Below are 13,484 nucleotides of genomic sequence, written 5' to 3'. Positions count from 1 at the left end.
GCTTGCTGAATAAATCTAAAAACCTTGTTGGATAAGGCTTTTAGACTTTTTTGACCTCAAAAAGTGCCGACCATTGGAGGGATCGGGGGTAAAATTCAGGTACTTTTTCCCTGAAAATTAGGTAACTGACTACCTCAAAATCGGTAAAACCCTACACCCCACACCCCACACCCCACACCCTGCCCCCACCAACAAACTTTTTCAGCAGACCCTAAGTAAGCTAGGAGGCATTTAAACTGGGTATTGTTAAGTGAGCTAAAAAAGCAGCTAACCCTTACTGTTCCAGTGTTCTGTGGCGTTCCCCGATCAACCTAGACCAATTCTAGCTGTTTAATCAGGGTTCGATCGGTGTAATTAATTTTGTCTAGGTAGCGATCGGCAATAAAACAGCCCTAGCCGATGAACATTTTCCCCAAGAGATCTAGTAAACTAACTGATGCTGTAAATATTTAGAGACAGACGATGGAACTGGAATATCCCGAGGATTTGAGATACCTAGAAACCCACGAATACGTCAGACTCGAAGGTGAAATCGCTACCTTGGGAATTAGTGCTTTTGCCGTCGATCAATTGGGTGATATCGTGTTTCTAGAATTGCCCGAATTGGGAGATGCGCTGGAAGTAGGTAGTAGTTTCGGCACGATCGAATCGGTAAAAGCGGTGGAAGATCTTTATCCTCCCGTCTCGGGGACCGTAGTCGATCGCAATCAAGCGATGATTGACTCCCCCGAATTAATTGCCGATGATCCCCACGGGGAGGGTTGGTTATTAAAAGTGCGGGTAGAAAATCCCGATAATGCCTTGGCTGATACCCTCTCCGCTAGTGAATACCGCGCCCAAGTAGCAGGGGAAAGTTAACTAATATTAACAACACGGAGCCAGACCCTCACACTATCATAATCATAGAAAGAATTGAAAAAACAGGAAGCGATCGAGTCTTCCTGATTTTTGTCTCTAAACCGTGCTGAGACGAAATTCTTGCCCGAATCGAGTCAGGTTTCACTATTTACCCAATCTATGCTAAATCCTAATCTCGCGGCGATCGAACTTTCCAAAGAGGAGGTTCAACGCTACTCTCGACACATTATTCTGCCCGAAGTGGGCTTAGAAGGTCAAAAAAAACTAAAAGCCGCCAGTGTTCTCTGCATCGGCACCGGGGGACTCGGTTCCCCGCTTTTACTCTATCTAGCGGCGGCTGGCATCGGTAGAATCGGTATTGTTGACTTCGATATCGTCGATAGTTCCAATCTGCAACGTCAAATTATTCACGGCACTTCCTGGGTAGGCAAACCGAAAATTGTTTCCGCTAAGGACAGAATTCTAGAAATTAACCCCTATTGTCAGGTGGATTTGTACGAAACCCGCATAAGTTCCGAAAATGCCCTTGACATTTTAGCCCCCTATGATGTAGTTATCGACGGGACCGATAATTTCCCCACCCGTTATCTGACTAATGATGCTTGTGTTCTTCTCGACAAACCCAACGTCTATGGCTCAATTTTCCGCTTTGAAGGACAAGCAACCGTTTTTAACTACCAAGGCGGTCCCAACTACCGCGATCTCTATCCCGAACCGCCACCACCGGGGATGGTTCCCTCCTGTGCCGAAGGCGGCGTTTTAGGGGTTTTACCCGGAGTAATCGGCACAATTCAAGCCACAGAAGCCATTAAAATTATCCTCGGCGCTCCGGATACCCTCAGTGGTCGTTTACTGCTTTACAATGCTTGGGAAATGAAATTCCGCGAGTTAAAATTGCGTCCGAATCCCATCCGTCCCGTCATTGAAAAACTAATTGATTACGAACAATTCTGCGGTATTCCGCAAGCGAAGGCACAAGAAGCAGCAGAACAGCAAAAAATGACAGAAATGACCGTAGTAGAGTTAAAAGCACTAATTGACAGCAATGCCAATGATTACATTCTCATCGATGTGCGTAATCCCAACGAGTACCAAATCGCTAATATCCCCAACTCGGTGCTAATTCCCCTACCCGATATCGAAAATGGTGCGGCAATTCCCAAAATTAAGGAATTAGTCAACGGTTATCGTCTTATCGCCCATTGTAAGATGGGGGGACGTTCCGCTAAAGCCCTCGCTATCCTCAAAGACGCAGGTATCGAAGGAATTAACGTCAAAGGTGGTATCAGCGCCTGGAGTCGTGAAGTCGATTCCACTGTACCAGAATACTAATTTTGGTCCCTGGGTTTTGGGGTGTTAGGGTTTTGGGGTATTAGTCAAATTCCCCCATCTCCCCATTCCCCCATCTCCCTAGGGTTGATTCAAGGTAGGGTTGATTCATGAATCAACCCTACCCCATTCCCCCATCTCCCCACTTCATAATTCATAATTTCCTCCCCCCATTATTGCCCGTGAATCTGTTAAAATCAAGGCGAGTTAGCCTTAAAATCTTCGGTGTGAGCAAACGATGAAAAACCATATTAAAAAAATTGCTAGTTGGAGCGCGATCGCTACTATTTCCCTTGGCTTAGTAGAAATGAACCGAACAGCGATCGCATTTGGCAATAATAATCAATTTAGTGCCTGTATCAGTCAGATTGTCCGCACGGGGGTGAGTCCCGAAGATGCCGCCACCGCTTGTTCAGAAGCATTAATTCCTAAAGAATTATCCCGGTGTGTGGTAATGATTAAATCCAAAACCCCGATCGATGGTAATCTGGCTCTGCAAGCTTGTTTTCAAGTGCGTCGTCCCATCGACCTAGGTCACTGTGTGGTCGATATCCATCGCGCTGCCCCCTTATTTGCCGCTAATTCCCTCAAACAAACGGAAACAGAAACAGCCAAGGAACCCGATAAATTAGGGATTTCTAAACAGGTTTTAGATTCCTGTCGTCAAAGTTTATTACCCGGGCGCTTTTCCGAGTGCGTTATCGCTGTCAGTCGTGGTGTGGACAAAAATAACCCCTCCCAAGCTTTACAAACCTGTTTAAGTGCCGAGGATTTCCCCAGAGATCTATTCCCCAGTTATCCCCAAAATCAAGACCAGAGACCTTAATCAAGATTATTTGGCTCTCTTATTTTGGGAATATATGGAAAAACCAGAAAACGTTAAATATTGAACCATCAATCAGACGAGTTCGGCGGCTTAGGAAAGGTACACTTAACCGTAATATTTAAATTACTTTTAGCGGTTCCTTTAGTAATATAAGGGATTCCTACCTCACCGCCGATTTCCACACCAAATTGTAAAGTGACTTCCTCAATGTTGGCAATGGCTAAATTGCGAAAAGCGTTTAAAGTGTAAGTAGTGTAAGTACGAATTGTATCTTCAATTGTCTGAAAATTCTGTAAAATTTGCTGTTTATCTGGTATAGAAGTTCCCCTTTTAGGAACTCTTCCCTCCGTTTTTAATGTCTCGGCAGGAATTTCTAGGTCATCGGTGGACTCTATATAAATTAGAGTGTTTTCGTCAATTTGGATTGGAGTTAGTCGAGTCATAAATAATGCAAAAATTGAAAATTAACTTTTTTCTTAACTATTTCTTGGCTCTCCCGTACTTGTGATGATAAGAAAAGGTCATCTAAGGGAGGGCCTATGCTTTCCTTGCAGTTTACCAAAAAATAACCTAATATAAAAAATATTTCTATCCCTTGCTGACTGTCTATGGCTCGCTACGCCCTCGTCATCGGCATTAACGATTACGATAACCGGAACTTTCTACCATCTTTGAGTAAACCCGCCAAAGATGCGGAAGCTGTTGCTAAATTCTTGGAGAATACTGGGACATTTGCCAATGTAGAACGCCTACCCAATCGCTGGATTGCCGCAGAAAAACGCTACGAAGTTGTTCCAGGAAAGGTAACGGGGAATGAAGTCTTGCAAGCCTTAAAGCAAATCTTATCGGGAGAGCAGACCAAAAATCAAGAAGTCTTGATCTACTTTTCAGGACACGGGTTTCGCCTGATCAATCGCATCGGTGACGGGGAAGCCTATCTCGCCACCTCCGATAGCCAACCCGACGGCAAAAATGCCATTTCTTTAGACCGAGAACTCAATCCTCTATTGCGGCGTTCTAGTTTGAGTAATCTGGTAGTAATGCTAGACTGTTGCCATGCGGGGGCGTTATTGCCCGAAAATCGGGAATTAAATCGCACTTTGCTAGAACCTAGCCTCTCAGCGTTTAAGGAGAAGCAAGATTACTACCTAATCGCCGCCTGTCGGTCACAACAGGTGGCTTGGGAAGATAAGAAATACAGTTTGTTCACCGCCGCTTTACTGAAGGGATTGTCGCAAAAACAGGCTGACCCAGAAACGGGAGAAATTAGTGCCGATCGCCTGTTTGATTTCGTTTCGCGGGAATTGCGCGGGAAGGGTCAAGAACCGATTCGCATGGGAGTTGGGCGATCGCTAATTCTGGTCAAATATGGGGCGCAACCTCAAGTTAAAGAAGTGAAACCGTTACTAGATGAGAAGGGAGAATTGCGCTGTCCCTATCAAGGATTGCTGGCGTTTACTAAGAAAGAACGCCCATTTTTCTTCGGACGCAAGCGAGTGGTGGACGACATCAAATCTAAGCTGGATAGGCTAAATTTTGTCCCTCTGATTGGTGCTTCTGGAAGTGGTAAATCTTCGGTAGTTCTGGCGGGATTGATGCCCTGGTTGGAAGAATTAGGATGGCAAATTCTCGAACCGATCAAGCCCGGATTTAAGCCGTTAACAATGTTGGAAAGCTTGCTGTTACCCTATTTTCGAGATGATCAACAATTGCTGGATCAATGTATCAATAATCAAGACAGCGAAGGCTTAAAACCGCTATTAGAGCTTTTTCCCCGCGAACACAAATTCTTGCTGGTGGTAGATCAATTTGAGGAATTATTCACTTTTGCTCTAGCGGAACAGCGCGATCGCTTTATTGAATTGATTACTCAAGTTGCCACAATTCCTGACTCTCCTCTGGCAGTTGTCGCTACCATGAGGGCGGATTTTATTGAACCCTGTTTGCGTTACGATTCTTTGCGAAAATTGATTCAAAATAACGCCGAATACCTGCCAGATCTAAGGGGATTAGATTTGCTAGAAGCTATCACCGAACCAGCCAAACTGCAAGGCTATGAAGTTACGAAAGAATTGCTTAATAAAATCCTTGAAGATATTAAACAAGAACCAGGATTTTTACCCTTATTAGAGTTTGCTTTAACCCAGCTTTGGCAGAAACGAGATGAGGCAGAACATCGGCTGACTTTAGATACTTATGAGGCGATAGGTGGGATAGTAGGAGCGTTAAATTGTCAAGCTGATAAAGTCTATCAATACAAGGATTATGAAAAAGACTCACCGCAGCAGGAGCGAACAGAAACAGAGAAAGCTTTAATCAAGCGAATTTTCTTGAATCTTCTGCAAATAGGAGATGGGGAAAAAGATACCAGATTGCGTCAACCGAAAGCCTTTATCTTGTCTTTAGCCGGAGATAATCAAGAAGGACAAAAAGTTTTAACAGAACTAATTGAAGGAAAACAAGGATTAGTAAAAGGTCGCCTTTTAGTAACGGGAAAAACTGAACGAGAAGAAGAAGCTTGGGTAGATTTGGCACATGAAGCTTTAATTGAAAAGTGGGACAACCTGAATCTGTGGCGAACCGAAACTCGCCAGGGTAGAGAATTAGCGAAACAGGTGGATAAAGATGCCCAAAATTGGCAGAAAAATAACAAATCTCAGGATTATTTGTGGTCGGGTGACAAGTTAGCAGACGCGGAGAAAGTTCTGCAACAATATAAAGACACAGTGGAAACTACGGACTTGGCTCAAGAGTTTCTCCAAGCTAGTAGCCAGGAGGAGTTACGTTCTTACCTGAGAAGTCCAGATATTGATAATTTAGAGCGAGAGACATTAGAAAAAGAGGCAGTCCGTAAATTATTCCTCAATCAAGAAAGGCTATGGCAATTACTCACAGATGAGAAGGAAAAAGCACAGATAAGGCTGTCAGCTTCCTGGTTACTGAAGCAGTGGGGACAGGAGGTTCCTATCTGGACAGCAGAAGTTGATAAGCAAGGAAATATTGCCCTCTCAATCATCGCAGAAAACGACCTACGAGCCACAGTAATCGAAGAGTTAGAAGACGGAATAAACCTAGAAATAGTGGAAGTTCCCGGGGGTGAGTTTTGGATGGGTTCGCCGGAGCGAGAAGACGGATCACATCCAGATGAACTTCCGCAACACAAGGTCAAGATTTCTCCCTTTCTGATGGGCAAATATCTAGTAACGCAGGCGCAGTGGCGAGTAGTGGCTTCTATGCCTAAAATTGAACGGGATCTTAACCCAGAACCTTCCTACTATAAAGGGTATAGCCGCCGACCAGTGGAATCTATTAGTTGGTACGAAGCAGTAGAATTTTGTGAGAGACTATCACGTTGGTCTCAGGAAAAAGGTAAAGGCTATCAATACCGTTTACCCAGTGAATCAGAGTGGGAATACGCCTGTCGTGCAGTTATCAGTTATCAGTCATCAGTTATCAGTGAAGAATCAAGCCAAAATCCGATTTATCCGCCCTATCATTTTGGGTGGAAAATTGACCCAGCTTTGGCAAATTATGCACAAACTGCTCTTGCAAGGACGACCACCGTAGGCAGGTTTCAAATCGCCAATGCCTTTGGACTTTATGATATGCACGGGAACGTCTTTGAATGGTGTTTAGATGATTGGCATGATCATTATGAAGGCGCACCAATAGATGGCCGGGCGTGGCTAATTGAGAAGCATTCTCAATTAAAGTTGCTGCGCGGCGGTTCGTGGGTCAGCGACCCAGGGCTCTGCCGTTGTGCCTCCCGCAGCAGGAACGATCCCGCTGTTAGAGGCTACGTCATCGGGCTGCGGGTGGTTGCGTCGTCGAGGACTTAGCTTTTCCCTTTTTTCTCTTTCACTTTTACCCTTTATCCTGTATTTTTTTCCCTTTTAAGCGAGCGTAGCGAGCGAATTTTTTTTTGAAATTTGCTTGTGCCAAGGCTCTGGCTTGGTATATATAGTTGTTTCAAATAAGAATGAGATAAGACTCACCTAGCTCACTATTATTGTCAGTAAGCACTCCCGTAGGGGCGAAGCATTCGGGCAATAACCTATCGCTGAAACCGTAGATTTCTTATCCGAATGCTTCGCCCCTACAACCTCAAATACCAATTTAAATGATGAAAAACTTATGTCTCAAACTTATTTGAAATGACTATAACATCTAGCCAGCAGACTATTTGAATAATTAGCGAGCAGGATGCTCGCATTCCCTTAAATCTAAGGCATTAAATTAGCTGTTTCAATCCAGTATTATGCTATACTTATTACAGGTATAAACTCGTAAATTGGAGGAAAAAGCCATCAATAATGATACCCACTCCCGAACAGATGCTTACTTGCATTAGAATGTGTCAAACCCTGTCTAACTTCTATACCGATATTCATCTATTTCGGTATGATGAAAATAGTAATGTGAGCATCTTGCTCACTAATGTGGAGTTTGAAGATGAATCATCAACCTGATTTTTACCAAATGTCTCGCCAGTTATAATAAAAATGCCAGCAAAAGATATTTATCATGATACCGTGAGAACTGCCTTAGACAAAGATGGCTGGACAATTACCCATGACCCCCTAATTATTCGCTGGGGAAAAAGAGATTTATATATTGACTTAGGAGCAGAAAAAATTATTGCCGCCGAAAAAGACAATCAAAAAATTGCCATTGAAATTAAAAGTTTTGTTGGCAAATTATCTATCGACGACTTAGAAAAAGCATTAGGACAATATATTTTATACTATGATTTATTGACAAAACTAAAATCTGAAAGAACTTTATATTTAGCAATTCATCAACAAGCTTTTGCCGATATTTTTGAAGATTTTATTGGTCAAGTTTTATTAGACAATAAACGATTAAAATTATTAATTTTTGACGAAATTGAGGAGGTTATTTTAAGATGGATAGTTTAGAAAAAATGAGAAAAATTATTATTGAATCTCTCCGTTATTATGCAAACTTGCGCTATGCTACTGGAGAGGTAAACCGCCTCCTCATTATTGACAAAGACTCTGATAACTATCTAATTCTCTTAGAAGGTTGGGATAACCGAGAAAGAGTACATGGCTGTTTACTGCATTTACAAATTATTAATGGTAAAATCTGGATACAACGAGACGGAACCGAAGACGGTATTGCCACTGATTTATTAGCCGCCGGTATTCCTAAAGAGCAAATTGTCCTTGCCTTTAAACCCGAACATATTCGACCCTATACTGAATTTGCTGTAAAATAAGCTATAGAATGAAATTCTAGAAGGTTATGAGTATGGTTCTAGTATCCAACGGGCAATCAGCTATTATTCGTACAGAGCGTGGATTGACAATCGCCGGCACGCGAATTACCCTTTATGATGTTATGGATTACCTAAAGGCTCAGTATCCCCCCAAGCTGATTCGTGAAAAACTTGGTCTTAATGATAGACAGATTGATTCAGCCCTAGCATACATTGAGACTCATTGTACTGAGGTTGAAGCCGAGTATCAAGAATGCTTGCAGACAGCGACAGAAATTCGTCAATACTGGGAAGAGCGAAATCGTGAGCGATTTGCCAAGATTGCGGCGATGCCCCCTAAGCCTGGTCAAGAAACCATTCGTGCGAAGCTTCAAGAGTGGAAAGCACGCATTGAATCTCAATCATGAACTTTCTGATTGACTACAACTTAACGGGCGATGTTGTTTTATTCTGGGGAACCCTCTCAGCAGAAGGATGGCTTGATCTTTTGCCCATCCGCTTCTTCACCTTTCAGGATGTTGGATTGCCGATGGATAGTAGTGATCGGGTTGTTTGGCAATTTGCTCAAAACACTCAGATGATTTTAATTACAGCAAATCGAAATATGAAAGGAATTGATTCGCTGGAACAAACCATACGTGAAGAAAATACACCCGCTTCCCTGCCAATTCTGACAATTGGAAACCCTGATCGCTTTGATGAAAGTAGCTATCGGCAAAGATGTGCTACCCGCTTGATTGAGATTTTATTTGATCTAGAAAACTATATGGGAGTCGGTCGAATTTTCATCCCATAAGACTGTTGTTGAAAAGTATGCTTCAGGTAGAACCTGGTAACGATAACGAGATGATGAGATAATCGTTATTAGGGTTTTATACAATTCCAAAGATATGACAAAGCTATTAGAAGAGGCGATCGCTCAAGTCAAACAACTCCCCGAATCGGAGCAAAATAAGATTGCCGCAATGCTCATAAAGCAGCTTGAATCCAGATCCCCAGGGTATGATTTTTGGGACGAGTTTGACCAAATCTTAGAAGAGTGTCAAATGAATACAGGAATTTCCGATTTGTCCTATCAGCACGATCATTACATTCACGGGCTACCCAAGCGAGAGCTAGAATCGTGAGGAAGGTTTTTGTTGATACGGCAGCCTGGATTGCCTTAATTAATGTTGATGATGTTTTTCATGAACAAGCCAAGCGTGTTAAGGCGAATCTTCAACAACAGAAATGTCAGCTTATAACAACAGATTTTGTTTTATTGGAAGTGGCTGATGCTCTGGTTTCGCCGAAAATTCGCTCTCAAACAATTAGATTTATTAATCACCTCAACAATCTAATTGGTTTACAGATTATACCGCTCAATAAATCTCTTTTCGATGAGGGTTGGAAACTTTATAGTCAGCGTCTTGATAAAGATTGGGGGCTAACTGATTGTATTAGCTTTGTCATTATGCAGCAAGAAGTAATTACATTAGCCTTTACATCAGATCGGCATTTTGAACAAGCAGGGTTCACTCGACTGCTAAATCTTTCATACAGTGAACAGTTATCAGTGGAAAAAACTGCTATGGCGCTATTGAGAGGAATAATCTAAATTGAAGTTGAATTTTCTAATTCTAATGAAGTATTGGGAAATATAGAATGACCTCCTCTTCCTCTTGTGCCAATTGGCATATAATATCTCTAAATCGATGATTTAAAATTTAAGGTTGAAAAATTTATGTCCCAAGTTATTAGTACCCGACTTCCCGATCGCACAGCAGAACGACTCAAACAGTTAGCTCGCGAATGAGGAAAAACTCCTAGTGAAACCAGCGCAATTTTAATTGAGGAATCCCTCAGAGAAAGCGAGTTCCCCTATATTGAATTTCGCCAGTCTCCTACTGAGTCTTGACTGCTTCTGTATCTATCTTTCAGTTGCTCTGAACTTAGATGTTGGGCTAAGTAAGCTTTCTTGGGCATTTTATCTCCTCGTTTTTACTCGTTTTATTATAACAGGATTTGGTGTAACATTGGGTGTCGGTCATCTCATTATATTAAAAAAGGTGGGCTATAAACCCACCAGAAAAATAACCAAAAAACCTCAACGATAATTAGGACTTTGGATATCTCTAAGACGCGCTTCGGGGCGTTTAAATCTGTCCATTTGTGCTTCAAAGAATTGACGATTTTTCAGTAAATGTTTGGGATTAGGATCGTCGAGGGGATAGAGTAAAGCAGTGCGTAGAGCTTGAATAACTGCCGAAGTCACATTATACATCGATCGCTGGAAACTAATACCCAATTGAATCAAAATATCATCTTCCCCCCGGCAGTTTTGCTGATAGTAATCAATCAGATATTGGGGTAAAAAATGATACATATCATCCATTAACAACGTCGGCGGAATTCCCGCAGTACCCACGGGGAAAACATCCGCATAAAGAATGCCATAGTGAAAGTCTTTTTGTTCGTCAGGAACCTGTTTTGCTTGGGCATTATAGGACTTGGTACCCCGGAAGGGAGCAGTACGATAAAAGACCGCTTCTACATAGGGTAAAGCCGCTTCATAAAGCCAAGTAAAAGCCTTTGATTTGGGGATAATTTCGTAGCATTGACCATCAATATAAACATGATGATAAATTGGCCGGCCGGCGATGGCAAAAATACCATTGACGAGGAAATTCATGGCATCAGGAACACCTTTAAAGCCGCCCTCATCGTAGATATCAGACATCTCGAAAAATACCGGGGCCATCACTTCCCAGAATAGTCCTAAATTAGAGTAATAGGACATCATCCGCACCTGTTCCAAGAACATATCGGGGAACAGGTCATAAAGTTTCATCATGACGGGATTTTTCTTGAAATAGGCCTTAATAGCGCGGTCGGCATTTTGGCGATATTCTTCTGAATCAAGATAGGCATCAAATAAACCCCAACCCATATCGCGGCCATGCCATAACATGGCTTGCATACAAGCTTCAGCAAATTCCATATTAACGCGGTCATGCCAGAGGTGATGGATTAATCTGGGCATTTTTCGGGTTTTACCTTTATCCATAAATTCTAACAATTCAGGGTGAGCAGAACCCGTACCGCGCCAGATGCGTAAATCGGCATTATCGCCAGCGTAATGATTTTGTAGGTCTAGGTATTCTTGGGGTAGAAAATATTTAAAAAAGGGCAAAGGATCGAGGAAAACTCGTTCGGCAATATAGAGTAGATCTCGCCAATAAAAATCCATCGGTACGGCATAAGCTTTATAAATACCGATAATCTGCATCAGGTTTTCGGGAGTATCCGGCAACATGGATCCACCCGCTTCTAAACGATGGATAATGTCGGCGAATTCGTGATTAGAAGGGGGAATTTTGGCTTTGATTAATGTCCCAGTCATAGTTTTAGGTAAAGTAATTAGCAGCGGTTACAATAATTCGGAAACAGCAAGGGATAACTAACTAGGGTCTGCTGAAAAAGTTTTTCGTGGGGGCAGGGTGTGGGGTGTGGGGTGTGGGGTGTAGGGTTTTACCCATTTTCAGACGGTCAATTACCTAATTTTCAGGAAAAAAGTCCCGGAATTTTCGCCCCGATCACTCTCGGCTGGCACTTTTTGAGGTCAAAAAAGTCTAAAAGTTTTATCCAACAAGGTTTTTAGATTTATTCAGCCAACCCTAACTATTACTCAAAAATTTACCCCGATTCAACCAGTTGGTTTTTGAGGACTTTTGCGGAGATTTTTTGAAGACAAAACTAGGTTTTGCTTCCCCCGATAAGCTGGCAACCATCGAGTTAGTGGTGGGTTCAATCCAACGGACTAAATAATTGGGTTGAATGCCTAAAAAGACGATTAATACCATTAGGACAAAAGCGGGGATAGTTTCCGATTTCAGGACTTTGGGATAGTAGGCAAGTTTATTATCCAATTTACCAAAACAGGTGCGATTAAGCAGGATAACAAAGTAAACCGCCGTTAAACCGGAAGCGATGATACAGAGAACCGTCTGCACGGGAAAACGGGAGAAACTACCCTGAAAAACGATAAATTCCGCCACAAATCCCACTAATCCGGGGATACCAGCACTGGCCATACCGGCGAGAATTAATAGGGCGCTAACCAAGGGTAAACCGCGAATTGGGTTCATTAAACCGTTTAAAACGTCTAAATCTCTAGTTCCGGCTTTGCGTTCGACGATGCCCACCAGATAGAATAAGAGGGCGAGAATAAGACCGTGGCTAATCATTTGCGCGACGGCACCAAGGACGCTTAAACCCGTGCCGGCGGCGGCTGCTACCAGTATATAGCCCATGTGACCGATCGAACTGTAGGCCACCATGCGTTTAATGTCTTTTTGGGCAATAGCGCTCAAAGCTCCATAAATAACGCTAATAACGCCGATAATTGCCAGTCCAGAGGCGATTAAAGACCAAGTTTCCGGGAATAATTGCAGACCAAAGCGAACTAAGCCATAAGTACCGAGTTTAGCGAGAATACCACCTAATAAAATTGCTGTAGCGGGGGAAGCTTCCGTATAGGCATCCGGTAGCCAAGTATGGAGAGGTACAAGGGGGATTTTGATGCCAAATCCCACTAACAGCAGAGTTAAGAGCAGTAATTGGGTTTTTTGGGAGAAATCGGCGGTCGAGAGGGAGGAATAGTCAAAAGTACCACCGTTGAGGAAACCTATGCCTAAAAATGCCGCTAGGACTAATAACCCAGAGACAGCAGTGTAGAGAAGGAATTTAATCGAAGCATAGCCACGTTTTTCGCCTCCCCAGATAGCAATCATCAGATAAAAGGGGATTAATTCTAGTTCATAGAAAACGATGAACAGCAGCAGGTTTTTGGCCATTAATGCCCCAGAAACCCCGGCGTTAATCAGGAGGATGAGGATGTAATAAAGTCGGGGACGCTCTATTTTTTCTTCGGTACTATAGATAGCTATTCCTGTCAAGAAACAGCTTAAAATAATTAACGGTAAGGACAAACCATCGACTCCGAGGTTATAACTTAAACCGATTGGTTTTGCCCATTCGCGGTATTCAGAAAATTGAAAGCCATTGCTGGTTAAGTTATATTGAGTCAGCAGATATAAAGACCACAAGAAGACGGCGGCAACAAAAAAGAGGGTAATTTGACGTAAGTTTGCTGGGGCAAATTTATCGGGGAAAAGACCGACGATAATTGCTCCAATTATTGGCAACCAAAGCAGGGTACTGAGCATATTGGTATCGATCGAATTTATA

The 13,484-nt window shown here is 42.7% G+C and carries 14 protein-coding genes; 11 read left to right on the top strand and 3 right to left on the bottom strand.

The features are described 5' to 3' along the window. Window positions 1–462 precede the first annotated feature (462 nt). From gcvH to IM485_RS12610, 3 genes are all read left to right on the top strand, one after another. On the top strand, window positions 463–858 hold the full coding sequence (gene gcvH, locus IM485_RS12620) for a glycine cleavage system protein GcvH (protein ID WP_287743444.1): 396 nt from the start codon (window positions 463–465) through the stop codon (window positions 856–858). Window positions 859–1,017: 159 nt separating this feature from the next. Further along, window positions 1,018–2,190: a molybdopterin-synthase adenylyltransferase MoeB gene (gene moeB, locus IM485_RS12615; RefSeq protein ID WP_012266195.1), complete on the top strand. Its 1,173-nt coding sequence runs from the start codon at window positions 1,018–1,020 to the stop codon at window positions 2,188–2,190. A gap of 235 nt (window positions 2,191–2,425) precedes the next feature. Then, window positions 2,426–3,013 (top strand): hypothetical protein, encoded by a 588-nt coding sequence (locus IM485_RS12610; RefSeq protein ID WP_287743442.1) that lies wholly within the window; start codon window positions 2,426–2,428, stop codon window positions 3,011–3,013. A 68-nt stretch (window positions 3,014–3,081) separates the two neighbouring features. Here IM485_RS12610 and IM485_RS12605 read toward each other — a convergent pair whose 3' ends face one another. Next, window positions 3,082–3,456 (bottom strand): CU044_2847 family protein, encoded by a 375-nt coding sequence (locus IM485_RS12605; RefSeq protein ID WP_149106890.1) that lies wholly within the window; start codon window positions 3,454–3,456, stop codon window positions 3,082–3,084. A gap of 165 nt (window positions 3,457–3,621) precedes the next feature. Here IM485_RS12605 and IM485_RS12600 point away from each other — a divergent pair, with 165 nt between their 5' ends. The 8 genes from IM485_RS12600 (at window position 3,622) to IM485_RS12570 (ending at window position 9,852) form a co-directional block, all read left to right on the top strand. Next, entirely contained in the window at window positions 3,622–6,852 is a 3,231-nt protein-coding gene (locus IM485_RS12600) for an nSTAND1 domain-containing NTPase (protein WP_287743440.1), read from the top strand. Between the two features lie 474 nt (window positions 6,853–7,326). Continuing rightward, complete coding sequence (locus tag IM485_RS23010; protein WP_002737946.1) at window positions 7,327–7,482, top strand: DUF6888 family protein; 156 nt, start codon at window positions 7,327–7,329, stop codon at window positions 7,480–7,482. 33 nt (window positions 7,483–7,515) lie between these two features. Further along, window positions 7,516–7,932: a XisH family protein gene (locus tag IM485_RS12595; RefSeq protein WP_149106892.1), complete on the top strand. Its 417-nt coding sequence runs from the start codon at window positions 7,516–7,518 to the stop codon at window positions 7,930–7,932. After that, window positions 7,920–8,255 (top strand): XisI protein, encoded by a 336-nt coding sequence (locus IM485_RS12590; RefSeq protein WP_002736025.1) that lies wholly within the window; start codon window positions 7,920–7,922, stop codon window positions 8,253–8,255. Before IM485_RS12595 ends, IM485_RS12590 begins: the two co-directional genes overlap by 13 nt. 32 nt (window positions 8,256–8,287) lie before the next feature. Beyond that, the gene (locus IM485_RS12585) at window positions 8,288–8,662 is read left to right on the top strand and encodes a DUF433 domain-containing protein (protein ID WP_002758892.1); all 375 of its coding nucleotides are present in this window, start codon (window positions 8,288–8,290) and stop codon (window positions 8,660–8,662) included. Beyond that, complete coding sequence (locus IM485_RS12580; protein WP_002758893.1) at window positions 8,659–9,051, top strand: DUF5615 family PIN-like protein; 393 nt, start codon at window positions 8,659–8,661, stop codon at window positions 9,049–9,051. The genes IM485_RS12585 and IM485_RS12580 overlap by 4 nt, the downstream gene beginning before the upstream one ends. 94 nt (window positions 9,052–9,145) lie before the next feature. After that, window positions 9,146–9,382, top strand: a complete 237-nt coding sequence (locus IM485_RS12575; protein WP_104396433.1) for a hypothetical protein — start codon at window positions 9,146–9,148, stop codon at window positions 9,380–9,382. After that, window positions 9,379–9,852: a type II toxin-antitoxin system VapC family toxin gene (locus tag IM485_RS12570; RefSeq protein WP_104396432.1), complete on the top strand. Its 474-nt coding sequence runs from the start codon at window positions 9,379–9,381 to the stop codon at window positions 9,850–9,852. The genes IM485_RS12575 and IM485_RS12570 overlap by 4 nt, the downstream gene beginning before the upstream one ends. A gap of 489 nt (window positions 9,853–10,341) precedes the next feature. Here IM485_RS12570 and IM485_RS12565 read toward each other — a convergent pair whose 3' ends face one another. Together IM485_RS12565 and IM485_RS12560 are read right to left on the bottom strand one after the other, a co-directional pair. Continuing rightward, on the bottom strand, window positions 10,342–11,637 hold the full coding sequence (locus IM485_RS12565) for a CO2 hydration protein (RefSeq protein ID WP_008203165.1): 1,296 nt from the start codon (window positions 11,635–11,637) through the stop codon (window positions 10,342–10,344). A 274-nt stretch (window positions 11,638–11,911) separates the two neighbouring features. Beyond that, window positions 11,912–13,462, bottom strand: coding sequence for an NADH-quinone oxidoreductase subunit M (locus IM485_RS12560; protein WP_104396431.1), 1,551 nt, complete (start codon window positions 13,460–13,462; stop codon window positions 11,912–11,914). Window positions 13,463–13,484: the final 22 nt, after the last annotated feature.

Source organism: Microcystis sp. M169S2 (genome assembly GCF_020245865.1).
GTDB classification, from domain to species: Bacteria; Cyanobacteriota; Cyanobacteriia; order Cyanobacteriales; family Microcystaceae; genus Microcystis; species Microcystis ichthyoblabe_A.
This window is presented reverse-complemented; position numbering and strand designations above follow the sequence as displayed.

Coding starts and splice junctions, on each gene's coding strand:
- IM485_RS12590 (WP_002736025.1), top strand. CDS start 7,920: ATGGATAGTTTAGAAAAAATGAGAAAAATTATTATTGAATCTCTCCGT.
- IM485_RS23010 (WP_002737946.1), top strand. CDS start 7,327: ATGATACCCACTCCCGAACAGATGCTTACTTGCATTAGAATGTGTCAA.
- IM485_RS12560 (WP_104396431.1), bottom strand. CDS start 13,462: ATGCTCAGTACCCTGCTTTGGTTGCCAATAATTGGAGCAATTATCGTC.
- IM485_RS12580 (WP_002758893.1), top strand. CDS start 8,659: ATGAACTTTCTGATTGACTACAACTTAACGGGCGATGTTGTTTTATTC.
- IM485_RS12605 (WP_149106890.1), bottom strand. CDS start 3,456: ATGACTCGACTAACTCCAATCCAAATTGACGAAAACACTCTAATTTAT.
- moeB (WP_012266195.1), top strand. CDS start 1,018: ATGCTAAATCCTAATCTCGCGGCGATCGAACTTTCCAAAGAGGAGGTT.
- IM485_RS12565 (WP_008203165.1), bottom strand. CDS start 11,637: ATGACTGGGACATTAATCAAAGCCAAAATTCCCCCTTCTAATCACGAA.
- IM485_RS12575 (WP_104396433.1), top strand. CDS start 9,146: ATGACAAAGCTATTAGAAGAGGCGATCGCTCAAGTCAAACAACTCCCC.
- IM485_RS12600 (WP_287743440.1), top strand. CDS start 3,622: ATGGCTCGCTACGCCCTCGTCATCGGCATTAACGATTACGATAACCGG.
- gcvH (WP_287743444.1), top strand. CDS start 463: ATGGAACTGGAATATCCCGAGGATTTGAGATACCTAGAAACCCACGAA.
- IM485_RS12595 (WP_149106892.1), top strand. CDS start 7,516: ATGCCAGCAAAAGATATTTATCATGATACCGTGAGAACTGCCTTAGAC.
- IM485_RS12610 (WP_287743442.1), top strand. CDS start 2,426: ATGAAAAACCATATTAAAAAAATTGCTAGTTGGAGCGCGATCGCTACT.
- IM485_RS12585 (WP_002758892.1), top strand. CDS start 8,288: ATGGTTCTAGTATCCAACGGGCAATCAGCTATTATTCGTACAGAGCGT.